Source organism: uncultured Methanobrevibacter sp. (assembly GCF_905235195.1).
Classification (GTDB): domain Archaea; phylum Methanobacteriota; class Methanobacteria; order Methanobacteriales; family Methanobacteriaceae; genus Methanarmilla.
On sequence record NZ_CAJOKH010000018.1, the window covers coordinates 1 to 19,330 of the forward strand.

The 19,330-nt window shown below is 25.1% G+C and carries 22 protein-coding genes; 8 read left to right on the forward strand and 14 right to left on the reverse strand.

Features of this window, described 5'->3' with window-relative positions:
- Window positions 1-386 precede the first annotated feature (386 nt).
- A complete protein-coding gene (locus tag QZ146_RS08825) occupies window positions 387-521 on the reverse strand; it encodes a TFIIB-type zinc ribbon-containing protein (RefSeq protein ID WP_365316426.1) in 135 nt (44 codons plus the stop codon).
- A gap of 731 nt (window positions 522-1,252) precedes the next feature.
- Between QZ146_RS08825 and QZ146_RS02845 the strand changes: the two genes are divergently transcribed.
- Both QZ146_RS02845 and QZ146_RS02850 read left to right on the forward strand, forming a co-directional pair.
- On the forward strand, window positions 1,253-1,375 hold the full coding sequence (locus QZ146_RS02845; RefSeq protein WP_295722135.1) for a hypothetical protein: 123 nt from the start codon (window positions 1,253-1,255) through the stop codon (window positions 1,373-1,375).
- A 243-nt stretch (window positions 1,376-1,618) separates the two neighbouring features.
- Complete coding sequence (locus tag QZ146_RS02850) at window positions 1,619-1,768, forward strand: hypothetical protein (protein ID WP_295722137.1); 150 nt, start codon at window positions 1,619-1,621, stop codon at window positions 1,766-1,768.
- A 713-nt stretch (window positions 1,769-2,481) separates the two neighbouring features.
- Here QZ146_RS02850 and QZ146_RS02855 read toward each other — a convergent pair.
- From QZ146_RS02855 to QZ146_RS02880, 6 genes are all read right to left on the reverse strand, one after another.
- Window positions 2,482-4,041, reverse strand: coding sequence for an ATP-binding protein (locus QZ146_RS02855; protein WP_295722138.1), 1,560 nt, complete (start codon window positions 4,039-4,041; stop codon window positions 2,482-2,484).
- Window positions 4,042-4,232: 191 nt separating this feature from the next.
- Window positions 4,233-5,150 carry a DNA double-strand break repair nuclease NurA gene (locus QZ146_RS02860; RefSeq protein WP_295722139.1) on the reverse strand — a complete coding sequence of 306 codons (918 nt, stop codon included), beginning with the start codon at window positions 5,148-5,150 and terminating at the stop codon, window positions 4,233-4,235.
- A gap of 157 nt (window positions 5,151-5,307) precedes the next feature.
- On the reverse strand, window positions 5,308-6,057 hold the full coding sequence (locus tag QZ146_RS02865; RefSeq protein ID WP_295722140.1) for a geranylgeranylglyceryl/heptaprenylglyceryl phosphate synthase: 750 nt from the start codon (window positions 6,055-6,057) through the stop codon (window positions 5,308-5,310).
- Between the two features lie 447 nt (window positions 6,058-6,504).
- Entirely contained in the window at window positions 6,505-6,651 is a 147-nt protein-coding gene (locus QZ146_RS02870) for a 50S ribosomal protein L40e (protein WP_295722141.1), read from the reverse strand.
- A gap of 406 nt (window positions 6,652-7,057) precedes the next feature.
- Window positions 7,058-7,582: a DUF367 family protein gene (locus tag QZ146_RS02875; protein WP_295722142.1), complete on the reverse strand. Its 525-nt coding sequence runs from the start codon at window positions 7,580-7,582 to the stop codon at window positions 7,058-7,060.
- A gap of 94 nt (window positions 7,583-7,676) precedes the next feature.
- A complete protein-coding gene (locus tag QZ146_RS02880; RefSeq protein ID WP_295722143.1) occupies window positions 7,677-8,366 on the reverse strand; it encodes a hypothetical protein in 690 nt (229 codons plus the stop codon).
- A gap of 445 nt (window positions 8,367-8,811) precedes the next feature.
- Between QZ146_RS02880 and QZ146_RS02885 the strand changes: the two genes are divergently transcribed.
- The 3 genes from QZ146_RS02885 (at window position 8,812) to QZ146_RS02895 (ending at window position 10,360) form a co-directional block, all read left to right on the forward strand.
- Window positions 8,812-9,531 carry a hypothetical protein gene (locus tag QZ146_RS02885; RefSeq protein WP_295722144.1) on the forward strand — a complete coding sequence of 240 codons (720 nt, stop codon included), beginning with the start codon at window positions 8,812-8,814 and terminating at the stop codon, window positions 9,529-9,531.
- Window positions 9,532-9,608: 77 nt separating this feature from the next.
- Complete coding sequence (locus tag QZ146_RS02890) at window positions 9,609-9,761, forward strand: hypothetical protein (RefSeq protein WP_295722145.1); 153 nt, start codon at window positions 9,609-9,611, stop codon at window positions 9,759-9,761.
- A 140-nt stretch (window positions 9,762-9,901) separates the two neighbouring features.
- Window positions 9,902-10,360 (forward strand): hypothetical protein, encoded by a 459-nt coding sequence (locus QZ146_RS02895; protein ID WP_295722146.1) that lies wholly within the window; start codon window positions 9,902-9,904, stop codon window positions 10,358-10,360.
- A gap of 348 nt (window positions 10,361-10,708) precedes the next feature.
- Here the strand turns inward: QZ146_RS02895 and QZ146_RS02900 are convergent, their stop codons facing one another.
- Genes QZ146_RS02900 through QZ146_RS02915 form a run of 4 tightly spaced genes read right to left on the reverse strand, consistent with a single transcriptional unit; the run spans window position 10,709 to window position 13,911 of the window.
- Window positions 10,709-11,179: a hypothetical protein gene (locus tag QZ146_RS02900; RefSeq protein ID WP_295722147.1), complete on the reverse strand. Its 471-nt coding sequence runs from the start codon at window positions 11,177-11,179 to the stop codon at window positions 10,709-10,711.
- Between the two features lies 1 nt (window position 11,180).
- Window positions 11,181-12,326 carry a toxic anion resistance protein gene (locus QZ146_RS02905; protein WP_295722148.1) on the reverse strand — a complete coding sequence of 382 codons (1,146 nt, stop codon included), beginning with the start codon at window positions 12,324-12,326 and terminating at the stop codon, window positions 11,181-11,183.
- 9 nt (window positions 12,327-12,335) lie between these two features.
- Entirely contained in the window at window positions 12,336-12,911 is a 576-nt protein-coding gene (locus QZ146_RS02910; RefSeq protein WP_365316429.1) for a zinc ribbon domain-containing protein, read from the reverse strand.
- 58 nt (window positions 12,912-12,969) lie between these two features.
- Complete coding sequence (locus QZ146_RS02915) at window positions 12,970-13,911, reverse strand: hypothetical protein (protein WP_295722150.1); 942 nt, start codon at window positions 13,909-13,911, stop codon at window positions 12,970-12,972.
- 611 nt (window positions 13,912-14,522) lie between these two features.
- Between QZ146_RS02915 and QZ146_RS02920 the strand changes: the two genes are divergently transcribed.
- Window positions 14,523-15,236 carry a DUF116 domain-containing protein gene (locus tag QZ146_RS02920; RefSeq protein ID WP_295722151.1) on the forward strand — a complete coding sequence of 238 codons (714 nt, stop codon included), beginning with the start codon at window positions 14,523-14,525 and terminating at the stop codon, window positions 15,234-15,236.
- A gap of 126 nt (window positions 15,237-15,362) precedes the next feature.
- Entirely contained in the window at window positions 15,363-16,121 is a 759-nt protein-coding gene (locus QZ146_RS02925) for a thermonuclease family protein (RefSeq protein WP_295722152.1), read from the forward strand.
- 127 nt (window positions 16,122-16,248) lie between these two features.
- Here the strand turns inward: QZ146_RS02925 and QZ146_RS02930 are convergent, their stop codons facing one another.
- The 3 genes from QZ146_RS02930 to QZ146_RS02940 all read right to left on the reverse strand — a co-directional run bounded on the left by QZ146_RS02930 (window position 16,249) and on the right by QZ146_RS02940 (window position 18,547).
- Complete coding sequence (locus QZ146_RS02930; RefSeq protein ID WP_295722153.1) at window positions 16,249-17,250, reverse strand: GGGtGRT protein; 1,002 nt, start codon at window positions 17,248-17,250, stop codon at window positions 16,249-16,251.
- 2 nt (window positions 17,251-17,252) lie between these two features.
- Window positions 17,253-17,945, reverse strand: coding sequence for an iron-sulfur cluster assembly scaffold protein (locus QZ146_RS02935; RefSeq protein ID WP_295722154.1), 693 nt, complete (start codon window positions 17,943-17,945; stop codon window positions 17,253-17,255).
- A gap of 215 nt (window positions 17,946-18,160) precedes the next feature.
- Entirely contained in the window at window positions 18,161-18,547 is a 387-nt protein-coding gene (locus tag QZ146_RS02940) for a carboxymuconolactone decarboxylase family protein (RefSeq protein ID WP_295722155.1), read from the reverse strand.
- 197 nt (window positions 18,548-18,744) lie between these two features.
- On the opposite strand from QZ146_RS02940, the gene QZ146_RS02945 reads away from it, so the two are divergent.
- Entirely contained in the window at window positions 18,745-19,263 is a 519-nt protein-coding gene (locus QZ146_RS02945) for a nitroreductase family protein (protein ID WP_295722156.1), read from the forward strand.
- Window positions 19,264-19,330 lie beyond the last annotated feature (67 nt).

The following is a 19,330-nucleotide window of genomic DNA, read 5'->3' on the forward strand; positions in this document are numbered from 1 at the left end:
TTATAATGGTATGTTATAACTAATAAATATTATCCCATAAAAAAGCCCCCCCAAGAGGAAAATAAACAATCATAAAGCCCCACTGTTAGTAATTCAACCTCATATACCTTCTGTTTTTTCTTAGAAATTTAATTCCTAAACAGGGTGTCCCTTTATAAAAAAAAATTAGTGACTAACATTTATGGTAATATTAAATATATAAACCCACCACAAAAGCACAACAAACAAAAACATACCCCCCCTTTTTTATTTATTTTATCTGTTGGTTTTGGTGAAAAATATAATTTAAAAAAAGTTACTTATTAACAGATAAGATTAAGATTTAGGAAATATATTTAATTTGGTATCTAATCTTTTCCTATTTCTTTCAATATCTGTTATATAGTCTATAATACTAAATATAGAATAATTTCTGCAATAATTAATCCACATGATAAGCAAAAAAGTTCACCTTTATTTTCATCATAAACAAATGGTGATTTTTCACATTCACCACATTTATAATAGAATAATTTTTGAATAGTAAATAAATATGGTTTTTATCATTTATATATTAAATAAAATGGTACTAATCCAGATATTATTGCAACATAACAGATTAAAATACATTTTACCAGATTAACATTAAGTTTCAACCTGTGACACTTTGTCACGGTTTCATCATTCAACCTTTCCCAATTTGGGAAACTTTGACCTTTTCCTATTTTTAAAAATTACTGTCTTTTTACTGTCTTTTTACTGACATTTTCCAATCCAAATATCACATATATTTCTTCACCACTATAGACCCACTTTTGGCCTTTTTAGTATGTCAAAGTGTCAAAATGTAAGATAGTTTCACACCCACTTCTTATTTATCTCCAAAAACTCCAATTTTAGTTAATTTTAGTCTTTTTTATATGTGAAAAATGTGAAAAATATAGGATAATTTTATACCCACTTGTTGCCCACTTGCTACATTTTTTACTTTTAAAAATAAAATAGATAATTTAATTAATTTTTATCCATATAATTCTATTATAAGAATATATAAAACTGAAAATTTTAATACTATCATTACATTCTCAACTATTGATTTTGATATAGATGATATGAATAACAATATAGAAGAACTAAAGCAATTATATGGAGAAAGATGGAAAATAGAAACAGATTACGACAGATTAAAAAACAAATTATACATCGAAAAATTCAGTGAAAAGAAGACGAACCCTCATTGAATAACTTCTACAGTCACATATTCCTATTTAATATGCTAATAGGAATAAAACACGATGAGGAACTAAAAATAACACGAAAACCAAAAGTAACAGCTAAATACACCTACGAATATCATTCTAATATCAATACACTTATTGGAGAAATTAAAGATTAACTGCCAAGACTTTTAACGGACAATCAAGATGAAATACAAAAAACTATAAAAGAAATTATGAAATTGGTTCCAAGGAATTAGTAGCAACGAAAATACCTGGACGAACGCACTCAGAAAGAGATAAAAAAAGAAATTGGAATAAAAAGTGTAAAACAAGCAAAAGTCAAGGATTCTAAAAATTTGAAAACATTAACTTGATAGTACTGATCATGACCAAAAAATTATATATAAAAGTATGATATTATGATACCTGATGAGTCTTATGAAAATATGAAGTATGGTATAAATGATAGTAATGAAGATTATAAATTAATACCCGTTAATGTGTTGTTTAATAAATTTGAAATTGAATGTCCTAACTGGTTAAAATCCTATTTTGTAGCCAAAAAGTGATTAGATAGTGAGTATAAATTTGAAAGGGAAGTTCAATGTTGGTGTTTTTTTTTGGGTCGTCTGCCTCAACATATGTATGATAGATTAGTATTTGATGGTGAATCTCTTACAATACAGTTATTGATCCGTTTGGAATGCATCATAGTGTTGTTAAAAGTGTTTTCGAGGAAAATCATTATCAGTTAAGGTGGTTCCTATTATGAGTATTTAGCTAAAAACTAAACTTAAATATCATTTTTATGTTAGATGTTCTCTTTTTTATATTTAAGACATAATACTATTTGAAACTATTATATTTAGTTTAGTCATATTAATATATTAGATTCACCTTATATATTAAATTTACTACTTTTAAATTAAAAATAACGGAAAATTAATAGAGAAAAAAATTGTATTGGAATATTTTTTAAAAATTAAAATCACTGAAGTTTTTGAAAGTGCCTAAAATAATAAAAAAAAAATATAAAATGGAATATTATAGTCTAGGACATTAAAATTTTAAGTCATAAATTGGGTTTTTTATATAAATGTTTCCAAAATTTTTTCTCCATAACTATATATTTAATTAATAGACCATTTGTTTATAAATTTATATCTAATTTATAATAATACTTAAAATTAATATTATAACCTTTATTATATTATATATTAAACAAGTATTAAACTATTAATTCTAATAGTACTTTAAAATAATAAATTTAAAAAATTATTAATTAATAATTACCATCCATCAATTTAGATTCTTCTAATTGTCTTTCAAGCTCTTTTTCATGATTTTTAACTTCACTATTCCATGCAGCTAAAATATCGATGTCTCCACCTACACTTCTACCTTTAAACTCATCTACTTTAACAAGTGTTGGAACTTTAGCCATAAGTCCTAAAACTAGAGCTTCACCAATATTTAATGACGGCAGTTGACTAACTAAATCATCTGATAAAGATTCACTAGCCATCTGAACATGACGCTGATCTTTAGGTTCAACTAACCTTAATATAATCATATTATTTGCTTGAGACAATGCATCCGGGTCAACAGTTTTTGGAGATTGACTAACTAAACATAATCCTAAACCAAATTTACGACCTTCACGAGCAATTCTTCTAACCCAATATTTAGATTTTGTTTCACGATCTTTAGGTGCCAAAATATGTGCTTCTTCAAGTACAAAGAATATTGGAAATGAAAGTTTATCTTTATTACCATGAATATAATCTTTACGGCTTTTAAGTGAAATTCTAAGAATATGTTCTACTAATACTTCAGCAGTCAATTCATCGACTTGCCCTAAATCAAGTACATTTGCCTGTGCTAGTTTAATTTGAGATAAAATATTGTTTATATTAGTATTAAAAAGTTTACCGTATTTTTGCTCTAAATCATCTAATTTATTTATTACATCCATTATGGAATTTTTATCCTTAGATGATATGGAATTAAAAATAATTTCTTGATTATTATCATATATGGGACCACTTTCTGTTCCATCTCCATACCAATTATTAAGGAATTTTTTAATGATTTGAATAAAATTTTGACTAGATGATGTTCCACCCCTAATCTCCTTTTGACTTAGATAGAATGCTTTTCTAAAGTATCTTTCCTGAATATATGAATTAGATTTAATATTAGCTAATGATTTAAGCTCTGGAAAATCCATATGTAATGGATTTATAACTGGTTTGATAATGTTTACTTTACCGCTTGGAAATTCTGCATTTACATATTCAGAATGCATATCAAATATAAAAGGACAACCATTTCTCTCAAGAAGTCCATCTATTAACACACTTACTGTATTTGATTTTCCTGCTCCAGTCATAGCAAGTATTGCAAGATGACGAGATACCATTTTATTAATATCCAATTTTACTGCAACATTTTCATTTGATATTAAACTACCTAATTTTAAACCATCTTTATTTTTAAAGACTTTGTTTAAAATCTCAGGACTAGCAAGTTTTATTTCAGTTGCAGGAGGTGCTGGAGTACGTGGTATTTTTAAATTATCAACATCGCCAAGTATTTTAACATTTCCTTTAATATAATAATCATCCCCTTCAATACTTCTTATACGAGATATTGTATCAGGGTCATATATATCCCCATTTAATGAAACACTTCCACGTACAAGTGATTCTATCATACCGAGTATTGTTTGATTATTATATTCCATCGTTACATATTCACCCATCTTTGGCATACCTTTAGATATGAAACTTAACTCTGTTAGTGATGATTCACCTACACTAAGACCAATAATTTTTTCCATATTTTCACCATAAAGTATAATTTTTAATTTAAGACATGTTTTAATATAAATTTTAATAAAACTTTTAATTATATTATAGATATTTTTAATTAAATTAACTTAATTTTCTATAATTTTTTTAATTTTTTTGATTATAATACTCATACAAAATATTATTTAATTTTTCAATTTAATATTAATAAAAATTTGAATTATTTTAACATTTCCCTGCCTGATTTTTCATATATGCCAATAATAGTTGCAAGTTCTTCAATATTTTTATTTTTAATAACAACACCATTATGTGCTTTTTTAAGTAAATAAGGATAACCTTCTATTGAATCCCTTTTAATAATAGAAATAATTTCTTCAATCTTTTTCTTATCTGCCCTATATGGAAGTTCTACTTTTAAAACATTTTTATAATCATCTAGGCGAAGATAAAATATGGTAAATTCAAATAACCTAAAAAAATCATTATGTATTGGAAATTCAAACTTCATCTCACTACTGAGATTTTTATAAATTGGATTAGAATAACCTTCTGTTTTGTTTAATCTTTCAAAAATTGACATATCTGGATAATTACTGTGAAATACATCATTAGAAGTTGATGTTTTAGATATTGCAATAATATTTTCCTTATGTTTTAAAAATTCAAAAATATTTTCCAAATTTTCTAGAGCCAAATTATGTAAATCCTTATCTTTAGGTATGGGCCTAATTAAATCACCGAATAAAGACCCATCAATTAAAAAGTAATCTGCATCATATGCATTTAAAGCATTAACTGCATTTTCAATTTCAAAAATACTCATTTTAGCTCTTAATTTATCTGTAAAGAATTTATGATGTTCTGCTGTGTCGAGTTCAACATTTTCAATTTCCTTCAGTTTATCTCCATCATATATAATAGCATAAGCAGCAACAGCATATAAATTAAATGCTAAAAATTTTCTATGTGAATAACTTCCATCACCTGCCGCAATTTTATAATTTCCAGTTGATGGTTCAATATATACAAAGTTCCAGTAATCAGCAATATCAATATCTAAGGAATCAAATTTTTCAATTTCTTCAATAATTTCTCCTCTTTTTTTAACAGCCTCTTCATATAATGAATTTAACATTTTATCCCCCTCAAAATCATATTAAAACAGAAAATAATAATTAAAATAATAATTAAAAATAGTATATGGGTGTTTTTTCTCACAATTAATAAATGAGAATAATTAACACAATTAATCAACTATAATTATTTAAGTAAATAGTATAATTATATTTAATTTATTCAGATGAGGCTTTTCTAATACCTGCAATGATTTCAGATATTTTTTCTTGAATATTATCTGTTTGTTCTACAACAGTACCAGTTACAATTATATCAGCACCTGCTTTAGCTGCAATATATGCACCCTCACCCTCTCTTATACCACCACCAACAATTAACATAACATCAGTAGCAGCTTTAGTATAAGCAATCATTTCAGGAGGTATCTGTTTATCGGCACCAGAACCAGCTTCAAGATAAACATATCTCATACCAAAACATTCAGCTGCCATAGCATATGAAGCTGCAATTTTTGGTTTGTCACGTGGAAGAAGTTTAGCTTCTCCAACCCAACCAACAGTTCCACCAGGTTCTACTACAAGATAACCCATAGGAATAATATCAATACCTGATTTTTTAACATTATATGCAGCTAAACTTTGAGCTCCAATAATATAATAGGGATTGCTTGAATTAAGGAAACTCATAAATAAAATAGCATCTGCATATCTGCTTACATTTGAAGAATTTCCTGGAAAAATAATAATTGGTATGTCAATATTTTCAGATAATGCTTTACATGTAGAATCTACATCATATTGGTCAACTGTAGAACCTCCTATTAATATTCCATCACTTCCCGCTTCACTTGCAGCTTTAGCAACTTTTACAGCTTCATCTGGACTTTGTTCATCTGGATCAATTAATGTTAAATGTAAAACATGATCTTTTCTAATTTCTTTAAATTGTTCTTCAACTATATTCATAAATTATCCCTTATATAAAAATGATTAAAAAATTAAAATAAAATTAAATATGAATTTTTTAACTAATAATATTATATGGTTATTATTATAAAAAATTTTAGATAATTATGAATATAATATTGAGTTTGTACTTAAACATATAAGGATAAGTCAAACTCAATTTCTGCTAATTAAGTAAAATTTTACTTTGCATTTTAAAATTGTATTTCAAATATTATTTAGTTTATTATTTAAAATAAAAAATTTAAATAAATTTTAAAATAATTTTACTAATTAAAATTATTTAAGAAGTTAAGTTTTAATTAAAAAAATAGAAATTATTAATATTTAAAAAATAGTTAAAATAATATATAAAATCCTTAAAAGATTTTAAAATTTATAAAAAGTATTAAAAATAAGTATTATTTATTATATAAATAAATAATTAAATTTGATAGAGGATTAAATCTATCCTCTAAGTTCTTTAGCTTTAAATCTTAATCCTTTATAACCACATTTTCTACAGTTAGTAGCAGCAGCAGGATTACGAGCACCACATTTTAAGCAAATTTTTACATTGAAAATTCTTTCTTCAGCTTCTGGGAATTTTGCCATAATTAATCCTCCTTTATAAAATAAAATTAAATAAAATAATATACCAATTTAGATTTATGAAATTAATTAGAATATTATAATGAAAATAGTTATTCATTACTATTAATAAATTATATTAATGTAATAGTATTTAAATATTAAGTTTTCTAATCTATAAATTAGTATATTTGTGAAAAATTAAAATAATTAAAATTTATAATACTTATTTTAAAAAAATATATTTTTTAATAAATATTTAATGATGAATTTAACTAAATGAATATTAAATGATTTTTACACAAAGATAATCATTTACAGATTAATTTATCTAAAAAATTAAATATTAAATGATATTTATAAAAAATAATAATATTAAGATTAATTTTTAATAATTATACAATATAAAAAGTTTTAATAAAAAATTAAATTATTCATTTTGATTATGACTTTCAAGAAAATCATTTTGTATTTCTACCACTTCACTACTAGTTGCTACTTCACTATAAGCTTCTAGAAGTTCATAGTTTAATTCAATGAAAGTATGACCCCACTTGAATCCGTCCATTAAATCATTAGCTTTTTCTTTAAATCCTGCAATATAAAATGTTGCAGCTATAGCTTCAACTGTAGATAAAGTACAGGCTTTACCATAATTAACTGGGTTTGTAGCAATTAAAAATGGTAATGATCTGTGATATTTAGAAAGCGAAAAAAAAGTAGCAGACTTGTTGACTTTATTCCAAGAACAATCTAGCCCTACAACACCTCTTTTTTCAATATACTTTCTATCTTCACGTGAAACTGCTTTAGATGAAAAAGGATTAAGAACAATTGCACCTCTTGGAATTTGTCGTAGCTTATATACAATTTTAGCTTTCTTTTCTTTTTCAAGTTTAATAGCAGTACATTTACGTTTATCACATTCATCTGCATGGAAAATTACTACATCCATATTAAAACCTTTTAATTGATAATTTATTAAAAAATAAATTATCAGACATTATGTTATAAAATTTATAGAAAATAATTTTTTACTAAAAAAAAAATTATCCACTAGCCTCAGCTGCAGATTCTTCTGTTAAATTACCTGCTTTATACTGAGCAACATAATCAACTAATTGTTTATAATCACTTGAACTAATACCTAATAAATCATAGATATGAGGTACATTTGATGAGTGTTTTAAGTGAACAGATTCTAAATATGGGACAATATGTTCTTTATATAATTTACAATAAGTTGTTCCATCACATTCAACTGTTCTATTTGAAACTACATATACAAGATAACTTTGATTATTATAAGTAGTAGATAAAATATATACATCTAAAGTTGGATCAGTATTATTAACTGGATTATTTGAATTGACTTCTGTTGTAGGTACAGCTTGGGAATAGTAAATGGTCCAGTTTAATCCATTAATTTTTCTAATTTCAGGATCTGGAAGTCCTCCTTGAATCTGCATAACGTCCAATAAAAAACTTGCATTATCACAGGTAGACATATTATATTCTATTCCATTAGTTTTATCTTTATAACTTTGAGCCCATTTGGAATAATTAGAATTATTTGTTTGTGGTTGTTCAATTGCATTACCTACAATTGAACCGCTCATAAAATCATTATTGAATTTAGTAGTAGGACCTGTTGAAAAAGCTCCTAATGCAAATGATACAATAAATACTACTGCAATAATAAATACAGCCACTATTATAATTTTCTTTTTGCTATCCATTAAATTTCCCCATTAAAGTTTTATTTAATCTTAAATTGTAATAATTTTCTAAAAAAAATAAAATATAAGTTTTTTTTAAAAAAATATAATCTTATTTAAGAGCTAATTAAATTAATAATAATATAATATATAATTTTTATTATAAATAATTCATGTTTTATATTTTAAAAATAGTTTAACTTAGAGTTTACAGTTAAAACTCTATAAAAATATAAAATTTTTAATATTTAAATTTAAATAATTAATTTAATTAAAGATAATTATATTATAAAATTATTATTTTTAAAAATATAATATAATATTAATATAATTTTGTTTTAAAAAACTATTATATTTATAAAAAATTTAATTAATTTAATTAATTTAATTATGAACTATAATAATAGACTAAATTACAGAAAATCTAAAATTTAAATTTATTTTTAATTATTTTTAAGTTGATATAATGAAAGAAAGAAATCAAATATTAGTTGTTATATTAATATTACTAAGTATTTATGCAATAATTGTAAGTGTGACCTATTATATTCCATTAAATCAACAAAATGTAATTACTAGTTCCATTGTGGGTAATAATACTAATGGTACTGTATACAAAACTATATGTGGTAATACATCATCTAATGATACTGTAGTTTTAATTTTAGGTGTTCATAGCTTTGAAAGTGGTATACATAATGCAACCAATAAAACTGTATTAAATTTGACTAAAGAGAATAATTTAACTAAAAAATATGTTGTTTATTTCATTAAAGTGAATATGAATGCATCTGGTATTGACACTGAGGACTATCAAACCAATAGACATATGGGAGAACTATTGGCTAATAAATATATTGTAAAAGATCTCATACAATATAATCCCATAGCAGTTGTTGATGTTCATGAAATGGAAGCATATTGGGATCCTACTGAATTTATAGAAGTTATAAATACTAATTCATCTTTAGCTAATGAATATGGTCATAAATTAAGTAATGATACGGGTATAAAAGAATATACCTTCACAGAAGGAACCTCACCAGAATGGGTAACAATACCTATAGCTAATGAAGGATTTAACACAATAATATTTGAAACTGCACAAGCCGACTCAAATTCAGATAAAATGAAAACTGCAGAGAAGCTTATTAGAAGTCTTGATAGTTTTAAAATTAGAAAATAATATTAATAAATATTAAATAATACTCTAAATAAAATATTAATTAGCTTATTAATATTAATTAAAAATGAGGTGAAAATATGTGTTCAACTGGCGGTCCAATGGGCGATATAAATTTAAAAGAATTGAAAACAAAAAAATACAGATGTAAAAGCTGTGGTAATGAATTCAAAGGTCTTGGTAAAAAAGTAATCTGTCCTAACTGTAAAAGTGAAGATACAGAAAGTTTATAGAAAAATTCTATAAACCCTTTTTTACTTTTTTTTAATAATAATTAATATATCTATAAAAATCACTATTTTTAAATAAAAAAATTACTTTAAAAGAATTTTAAGATTATTCACAAAAAAAATACTATTTTTAAGGTGTGCAGATGGAAATTAAACTTAAAGATGATGAAATATTATTTATAATTGGAGATAGTGGAATTGTCGGTGTAAGTAAAATGGCTAATTGCGATATGCTATTTATAGAAACTGCAGAAAATGAAGAAATTGTATTATATCCAGAAGATGATGATATTATAGCTGTTTCTGCATTTGGTAAAGGTGAAAAATACGAAAAAGGAATAAGATCACTTACATATGTTACACGAGATATGAAATCTCCAATATTAATTCTTCCAAAAGAAAATAATGCATCTAAAAGATTAACAATGGTATTATCTATTGGAGATACTGTAAGATTTGATTGTAGTATTACTCCAGGTACTCATCCAGAGCAAGATATCCTATGTTCATGTGATAGTTTAAGTGGATTAGTTATTAATAAAACTCCAAATGGTGTAAATCTATCAAAAGATAATGTAGAGTATAAAATTGAAAAATTTTAATATAATCTTTAATCTTATTATGTAAATTACTAAAATTTTAGTATACTTGTTTATAATGATTTAAAATTAAAATTTCTAAATAAGTATAAAATAAAAAATATAAGTAATATTCTAAAATAAAATAATATTAGTAAAATCTCTAATTAAAATAAATAAAGTAGGCACTAATTGTAATTAATAAGAGATAAAATCTAATAAAAATAAATAATAGCTACTACTTAAATAAAATAATAAAAAATAGTATATATATTCAATTAAAATAACTAAATAAATAATATCCAATAATCTAAAAATAAAAAAAGAGTTAATACTCTAATTTAATACTAATAATGTAAAATTAAAGTAAAATCAATGGAAAATTGATATAATTGCAAATATTATAAAAATTGCAAATATACAAACACAACATCCTGTAGCAGCATTTTTATTAGAATTGGTTTTATTATTAGTATATTTATTTGAAGAAGTATTATTATTTATACCGCTAGAATTTTTTAGCTCTGTTTGTTTAAACATATATTTATCAGTGTTATCATATAGATCTACAAGCTTTACAGCAATCCATATGGAACGTATTATGCTTACCAACATTAAAACGAAAGCAAAAGCTACCATTAATGTTGCTGGACCGTACAGACCACCAAACATTCCAAAGTATAATAAATACACCATCCAAGGTATTTCATAAGTAATTCCTTCAAGAATCCAATTAATATTGTTATGTTTGAAACCAAGATGTAAGATTCCAAAACCATTAATAAATGGAATAATTGAAAGGATAACCCACCACGATTTAATAATTTTTTCTATAATATTCATTTTATTCAATCAATTTATTACTATTACTTGTTTCAATTTTATCAACAACTTTTTGACCATCATCTGCCATTTGAGAGAATAATAAAATGTTTTCTTTCATTTTTGGAAGTGCTTGAGTTTTATATGCACTTAAATCTTCAATTGCTTGAAGTGCTTCAGCAAATGATTCTTTTAAAACTTCAGGAGAAATCATAGTCTCTGTACTATTTTTTTGAATTTCTGCACCTTGTTCTTTAAGCATATGGGATGTAGTTTGAATAATATCTTCTGTAGTATTGTTTAAAACATTTATTTTATCCATTACAATTTTTTGATCATATAAAGCACTTGCAACCATTACACCAGTTCTTAATGCAGATACAGTTACATTTTGAGCACGTCTAACACCACGTATTAATTCTTTATTATTACGTCTTATAACATTTAAAGAAACAATACCCTGTTGGTTTACAACTATCATTTGTTGCATATCCATAATTCTTTGTCTAAGTGGGAAAAGAACCTCTTCTCGTACAAAAGCTATTTTATCTGGATCAACTCCTTCAAGTTCTGCTCTTTTAATTTGTACTTCTATAGATTCATCCATTTTTTTACCGAGTTCAATATCTGCAAGAAGTTTCTTTGTAACTTCTCTCAAATTATCTTCCTCATTTAAAAGAGTTACATTATCATTTTGAAGTATTTGACTACTTTTATCAAGGGAATCTACTATATCTGATATAGCTCCTTCTGCTTTTTCATATTTTGCAAAATATTTCCTAATAGGGTTCATAAAACTTCCAAAAATCCCTTTTTTAGTAAAATCTACGCGACTAGGATCTAAATCCTTCATTTGTTTATTTAATTCAAGTAATTTATCCCCTATATTTTCAGCTTCTTTTCCACCTTTTGATAAATCTACAAATCGAGTAGATAACATTTCATTGTGAGAAGCTGATTTGGACATTTCTCCTAATCCAAAATTATCTAAAGGTTTTAAAATATTTTCCCTTTCTTGAGGGTTATTTAAATCAGCATCAAAAATAGCAACTGCATTTTCATCAGCTTGATCTTTAAGATGAGAATTTTCTAATTTTTCCTCTTCTTGTTTTAAACTATCTTCAACATCATTTTTTATTTTATCTACATCCAAGGAGAATTCTGCCATATTATCACCTTAATTTAAAAAATCTATTTTAGTTTTATCTATATCATATTTGTATTCATTAACAGTTGAACCATCTTTAATAATTTCTACTGTTACATATTTAGGATTAGGTTTTTTATAAGTATTATAAAAACCAAAACTTATACTATAATCTGTATCGTAGTACACAGATTTTAACTTTTCATTTTCACTACCTATTAATTTATTATTATCATCATAATAACTTGTTTTAATATTATATCCTTCTAAATTTGAAGGGACATGTTCAAATAAAGCTTCAGTATATAGTGAGAAAGATTCTGATCCTGAACCACCTACGTTTGTTATAGATAATGTTACATTTTCTACTTTTTTCTCAGATGAATCACCTGTAGATGTTAAAATAATGCCTCCTCCAATAATAATAACTAAAAAAATCAATATTAAAAATATTTGACCATTTTTAAATATATTTTGGTTATTTAAAGATTCCTCTTCCTTATTAGTAAACGAATTGTTTTGTGAGTCTAATTTGTATCCGCAATTTAGACAAAATTTAGCATTATCAGGCAATACATTTCCACAATTTGGACAATATTTACTTATTTAATTACCCCCTTATAATTATTTTATTATTTATACTATTATAAATTATAATATAAAATTATTCATACTCTTTAACTGAATCAACTAAGTTTTCCATTTCCTCCAATAATTCTTTAACTTCTTCATTAGAATTATCATCATTAATATTTAATACTAATTCATTGGTTAACTCTTCAATATAATTAATAATGTCTTTCATATTTTGTAATTTTAAATTAAGTTCTTTACGTACATCCTCATTATCTTCACTTGCAAATTGTGTTATATCAATTATAGCATCATACTGCTTATAGAAAACAAAATGAGAATTATCAACAAGAGTTATAAATTTATCATATGTAATTTGAGGGGGGTCAAATTTCTTTTCAATTAAATCCTTTACAGAATTTTCTTTAACATCAAATAAGACCTTTAAATTATAAGCTTCTTTTCTAAAAGATTGAAGGGAATTTAGAGGTCCATCTTCAACATCAGATTTTCCCATATTAATATTTCCTAAATCAGGATCTTCATTGATATTAGAAGTTTTAGAACTAGTGTTTCCACTTGATTTATTTTGAGTTGAGCCAGATTTACCAATATATCTATTTAAATTAAATATGTGGTAAAGAATCAATAATGGAAATATAAATAAAATTAATAATATGACTTTTATAAATAAATCACCATAAAAACCAACTAAAACAGATAATGATAAGATCACTACATAATAAAAAGTAACTGCCCAAGGAACAGATTCATAAATTAATAATACATCAGCATAATCACCTTTACCCCTTTTTAATCTGATTTTTGCAGCAGATTTAGATTCTGGTGCATATTGTAAAATTTCATTATCAGTTAATAAACTATTATCAGGTTCTATTATAAACCTCACATCAGAAACTGTTTCAACACACTTAAGAAGTTTTCCCTTATCATCATAAACTTTATTATTTCTTATAGTTAAAGGAGTGGTTAATCTTCTAATCTCTTGTGATTTTAAATCTTCATTAGACATTTAACTTCCCCACATTATATATAAATTATAATTTAGAGTATATATTTTTTTCTATATATGTAATAATAAAAACTATTATAAGATTTTTTAATGGTATAATTTATTTCGCTTTTAAATAATTGTTTTCTTGTGTTTTTGAGTTAATCTTTGTTATGATAAGCTTAAAATACAAATAAAATACTATTTTTTACAAGATTTGGATTATTTTTGTATTATCTTTTAAGTTAAGTTCTATTTTGTGTAATTTGAAAAAATCTTTATTTTTTCTCTAATTGTATTTAAATTATTTTTTCAATATAATTGTAAATATTTTTATTGAATGGGCTTATCAGTTGAATTTTCAAAACAATATTAAAGAATTATTAATATGAAAAATTTATAATATTTTTATAATATTTAATGAATTGTATTTTTTATAGTAATTTAAATATTATTAAATATATAATAAATATATAATATATAAAAATAATTACATATACTTATAAAAATTATTATTTAAAAAAGCTTAAAATTCATAATAAATTATGTGTAAATTATGGATTATATCTGATTAATGATAAAATTATAAGAATTAAAAATTTATATGAATAAATTAAATTTAAGGTAATAAAATGTTTTTTACTTCCATATTTGAGATCATAGGGCAAAGTATAGTCTTTATAATAGTATTAATTATTATTCTACTATTAGTAGCTATTATTTTAGGACAAATACTTTTACAGAAAGATAAACTTATTTTTCCAAAATTATTAATATTTGTATCAGATATTTTATACACACCCCTAAAATGGTTATCTATAAAACTTGGATTTGATGAGAATATGATAGATCAAATTGGAATAGACGTTAGAAATCAGGTAAATAAAAATAAATTTAAAAAAATCGATAATAATAAAAAAATACTTTTTCTTCCACATTGTCTTCGTGCAGGTACATGTAAAGCAAGACTTGATGAAACTGGCCTAGTATGTTATAAATGTGGTAAATGTTGTGTAGGTGAGATAAAAGAAAAAGCAGAATCTATTGGATATAAAGTATTTATTGTACCTGGAAGTAGTTTTGTTAAAAAAATAATGAAAAACTGTGAATTTGAATCTATCGTAGGAGTTGCATGTTATGAAGATTTAAACTTTACAATGATGAAACTTAACAAATTTACACCACAGGGCGTTTTACTTTCAAAATCAGGTTGTTTTGAAACAGAAGTAAATGTTGATAATGTACTTGAAAGAATAGGTTACTTTGATATTTATCCTAAATCTAAAAAATATAATGAAAATACTTCACAACTATGTGTAAAGGAAAATGAACAAAGAGCTAAATAATATATTAAAAGTATTAGTTAAAATTCATATTATTAACTTATAAATTATTAATTTATCATTATAAAAGTTAAATCACAATAGTCACTATATTTTTACAAGCTTTAAAATTAAAATAAGGGGAAAAATATGAAAGGAAATTGGAAAAAAATATTATTATTTTTAATATTCTTAATTATTGCTATAGAAACACTTACAATTGCAAGTGCATATACTGGTACTGGTTTTTCACACAATATAACAAGTGATAAATATACAGATTTATCAATATCTGATATTTTAAACAAATATAATGATACAGATTGTGTAGCTGAGAAATCCGGAATATGTACAAAGGTAGTAGATGGAGATACGATATATCTAGATACTGGAGAGAAAGTACGTCTTGTTGGAGTAAATACACCTGAAAAAGGAGTGCAAGGTGCAGATACATCTAAATATTTTGTTGAAAAATTATGTTTAAACAGAGAAGTTAGTTTAGATGTAGATGATTCTAAGCATACTGACAGATATGGTAGAACATTAGCTGTTGTAATCGTTGACGGTAAAAATTTAAATGAAATGCTTTTAAAAGAAGGCCTTGCAGAAGTAATGTATATGCCTCCAAGCGAATTCTACCCATATGACTGGACAAATGGAAATACTCCAACTTCATCTTCAACATCAGCAAGTGCTCATACTAGTTCTAATACTAATTATTCAAATACAGATTCTAATGCAGATTCTAATACTAATGGAGAATATATTGGAAATGCAAACACAATGAAGTTTCATTTATCAACATGTCCTATGGTAAATAAAATGTCTGAAAATAGTAAGGTATCATTTTCATCAAGACAATCTGCAATAGATGAAGGTTACACACCATGTAAAGTCTGTAATCCTTAAACATATTTAAAAAAAAGAATAGTTTATTAAAAGAGTGATTAATTAGATATTTATCTAATTATCACATATCTTATTTTTTAAAAAAAAAAAGTTTAAATATTTAAGATAAATAATCTTAAAAAAAAATTTATTTTTTCATTACTTCTTCTACAGCTACAGATACAGCTACACTAGCACCGACCATAGGATTATTACCCATACCTATTAATCCCATCATCTCTACATGTGCAGGTACTGATGATGAACCTGCAAATTGTGCATCTGAATGCATTCTACCCATTGTATCAGTCATACCATATGATGCAGGACCTGCAGCCATATTATCTGGATGTAATGTTCTACCAGTTCCACCACCTGATGCAACAGAGAAGTAGTTTTTACCTTTATGGACACATTCCTTTTTATATGTTGCAGCAACAGGATGTTGGAATCTTGTAGGGTTAGTAGAGTTACCTGTAATAGATACATCTACCTCTTCAAGGTGCATAATAGCTACACCTTCTCTTACATCATCTGCGCCGTAGCATCTAACCTTAGATCTTTCACCTTTAGAATATGCTTTTTCACTTATAACTTTTATTTCACCAGTATAATAATCAAACTGAGTTTTGACATAGGTAAAACCATTAATTCTAGATATTATTAATGCTGCATCTTTTCCAAGACCATTTAATATTACTCTTAAAGGTTCATCTCTTACTTTATTTGCAGAATTAGCTATTCCAATTGCACCTTCTGCAGCAGCAAAACTTTCATGACCTGCAAGAAATGCAAAGCATGAACTTTCATCACTTAAAAGCATTGAAGCTAAGTTTCCATGACCAAGACCTACTTTTCTATCATCAGCAACACTACCTGGAATACAAAATGCTTGTAGTCCTTCACCAATAGCTTTTGCAGCATCACTTGCCTTAGTACATTCTTTTTTAATTGCTATTGCAGCCCCAAGTGTATATGCCCAACATGCATTTTCAAAACATATTGGCTGTACTTCACGTACAATATCATAAGGATTGATTCCTTTATTAAGACATATTGATTTAGCTTCATCTAAATCATTAATGCCATAATGATTTAAAACAGGAGTAATTTGATTTATACGCCTCTCATAACCTTCAAATGAAACCATACCTAGTCCCTCCTTGGATCAATTTTTTTAACTGCATCATCAAATCTTCCATACTGACCACTAGCTTTTTTAAGAGCTTCTGATCCATCCATACCTTCTTTTATAAAGTCAATTAATTGACCTAAATTTAGATATTTATATCCAATAATCTCATTATCTTCATCTAAACCTATTTCGGTAATATAACCTTCAGTTAATTCCAAATATCTTGGACCTTTTTTATTAGTTGAATATATTGTTCCAACTTGACTTCTATGGCCTTTACCTAAATCTTCAAGGCCTGCACCAATTGGAAGACCTCCTTCTGAGAATGCTGACTGGGTTCTTCCATAAACAATCTGTAAGAATAGCTCTCTCATAGCAGTATTAATTGCATCACATACAAGATCTGTATTAAGTGCTTCTAAAATTGTTTTTCCAACAAGAATTTCACCAGCCATTGCTGCAGAGTGTGTCATTCCAGAGCATCCTAATGTTTCAACTAATGCTTCTTCAATTATACCTTCTTTAACATTTAATGTTAATTTACAACAACCTTGTTGAGGAGCACACCATCCAATTCCATGTGTTAATCCAGAAATATCTTTTATCTCTTTAGATTTAACCCATTTACCTTCTTCTGGTATTGGAGCAGAACCATGATTAGCTCCTTTTGCCACACAACACATATTATCTATTTCAGTAGAATATATCATAATATCTCCTTAAAATATGTTCATAAGCTAATATTATTAAATAAATCTTAGCAAATAAAATTAAATAAAAATATTAAATTTAACTTTATTATATATTTAATATTTTAATAAATATTTTAATATTAATTTTTATAATTAATTAAATTAAGTATTAAAATCCCATACTATTGGACTAAAATTATAAAATATAATAATTATTAAATATATATTAAATTTTAATCATTTACAGGAAGTAAATCCTTCTGTTTAAATACCTCTTTAGCAGCAGACATAGCTTCAATAGTTCTTGGGAAACCTATATATGCAGACATCTGCATAATAATCTCAACAATTTCTGTAGGTCTACATCCCACATTTAATGCACCTTCTATATGACTTTTAAGTTCTGGAATAGCTCCAAGAGTAGTTAATGAAGCAACAGTACATAATTCACGTGTTTTTAAATCTACTGTATCTCTTGTATAAATTTCAGAGTATGGAAACTCTACAACAAATCTTGCTAAATCAGGTGCAATATCTTCAAATTCTGTAAAAATACTTTCTATATTATCTGGATTAGTAATTTTTAAAATTGACATACCTTTTTCAAATCTATCTTCCATTATATCACCATAATAAATAAAATCTAATCTACAATTTTAATTATGTTATTAATTTAACCTATTTAAAAATTAATTAAATTTAAAACAAATTATAATTATATGCAAATAAGTTAAAATATTTGTCTAAATTATTTTATAAATAATTTTCAATAAAAAAATTTTTTAATAAAATTTAACATATTAATAATAGTGATTATATGGATTTAATGGATGTTATGTTAAAAAGACGAAGTGTACGTGAATATGAAGAGAAAGAAATTACAAAAGAGCAATTAAATAAAATATTACAAGCAGCACTTTTAGCTCCAACAAGTAGAAACAGAAAACCCTGTAAGTTTTTAGTTGTATCAAATAAGAAAACACTAAAAAAATTATCACAATGTAAAAATACAGGTGCTCAATTTCTTGAGGGATGTAATAAAGCAGTTGTTGTTATATCAGATGAAAATATTGCAGATACTTGGATAGAAGATTCATCTATAGCATTAACATATATGCATTTAATGGCAACTAACCTGGGTCTTGGAAGCTGTTGGGTTCAAATGCATTTAAGAGATAAAAATGGTAGTGACTCTGAAAAATTAGTTTGTAAAGCTCTAGAAATAAATAATAAATATAGAGTTGTAGGAATTATGGCATTAGGAGTCGCAAAAACAATACCTGATTCTCATAGTCTTAATGAACTTGATAATACTAAAATACAGTTTTTAAATTAAATGATATTAAATTTTTTATATAATTCAATCAATTTTAATATTTAATTTTTTAGTCAATGGTTTTAAT

Coding starts and splice junctions, on each gene's coding strand:
- QZ146_RS02845 (WP_295722135.1), top strand. CDS start 1,253: ATGCTAATAGGAATAAAACACGATGAGGAACTAAAAATAACACGAAAA.
- QZ146_RS02850 (WP_295722137.1), top strand. CDS start 1,619: ATGATACCTGATGAGTCTTATGAAAATATGAAGTATGGTATAAATGAT.
- QZ146_RS02855 (WP_295722138.1), bottom strand. CDS start 4,041: ATGGAAAAAATTATTGGTCTTAGTGTAGGTGAATCATCACTAACAGAG.
- QZ146_RS02860 (WP_295722139.1), bottom strand. CDS start 5,150: ATGTTAAATTCATTATATGAAGAGGCTGTTAAAAAAAGAGGAGAAATT.
- QZ146_RS02865 (WP_295722140.1), bottom strand. CDS start 6,057: ATGAATATAGTTGAAGAACAATTTAAAGAAATTAGAAAAGATCATGTT.
- QZ146_RS02870 (WP_295722141.1), bottom strand. CDS start 6,651: ATGGCAAAATTCCCAGAAGCTGAAGAAAGAATTTTCAATGTAAAAATT.
- QZ146_RS02875 (WP_295722142.1), bottom strand. CDS start 7,582: ATGGATGTAGTAATTTTCCATGCAGATGAATGTGATAAACGTAAATGT.
- QZ146_RS02880 (WP_295722143.1), bottom strand. CDS start 8,366: ATGGATAGCAAAAAGAAAATTATAATAGTGGCTGTATTTATTATTGCA.
- QZ146_RS02885 (WP_295722144.1), top strand. CDS start 8,812: ATGAAAGAAAGAAATCAAATATTAGTTGTTATATTAATATTACTAAGT.
- QZ146_RS02890 (WP_295722145.1), top strand. CDS start 9,609: ATGTGTTCAACTGGCGGTCCAATGGGCGATATAAATTTAAAAGAATTG.
- QZ146_RS02895 (WP_295722146.1), top strand. CDS start 9,902: ATGGAAATTAAACTTAAAGATGATGAAATATTATTTATAATTGGAGAT.
- QZ146_RS02900 (WP_295722147.1), bottom strand. CDS start 11,179: ATGAATATTATAGAAAAAATTATTAAATCGTGGTGGGTTATCCTTTCA.
- QZ146_RS02905 (WP_295722148.1), bottom strand. CDS start 12,326: ATGGCAGAATTCTCCTTGGATGTAGATAAAATAAAAAATGATGTTGAA.
- QZ146_RS02915 (WP_295722150.1), bottom strand. CDS start 13,911: ATGTCTAATGAAGATTTAAAATCACAAGAGATTAGAAGATTAACCACT.
- QZ146_RS02920 (WP_295722151.1), top strand. CDS start 14,523: ATGTTTTTTACTTCCATATTTGAGATCATAGGGCAAAGTATAGTCTTT.
- QZ146_RS02925 (WP_295722152.1), top strand. CDS start 15,363: ATGAAAGGAAATTGGAAAAAAATATTATTATTTTTAATATTCTTAATT.
- QZ146_RS02930 (WP_295722153.1), bottom strand. CDS start 17,250: ATGGTTTCATTTGAAGGTTATGAGAGGCGTATAAATCAAATTACTCCT.
- QZ146_RS02935 (WP_295722154.1), bottom strand. CDS start 17,945: ATGATATATTCTACTGAAATAGATAATATGTGTTGTGTGGCAAAAGGA.
- QZ146_RS02940 (WP_295722155.1), bottom strand. CDS start 18,547: ATGGAAGATAGATTTGAAAAAGGTATGTCAATTTTAAAAATTACTAAT.
- QZ146_RS02945 (WP_295722156.1), top strand. CDS start 18,745: ATGGATTTAATGGATGTTATGTTAAAAAGACGAAGTGTACGTGAATAT.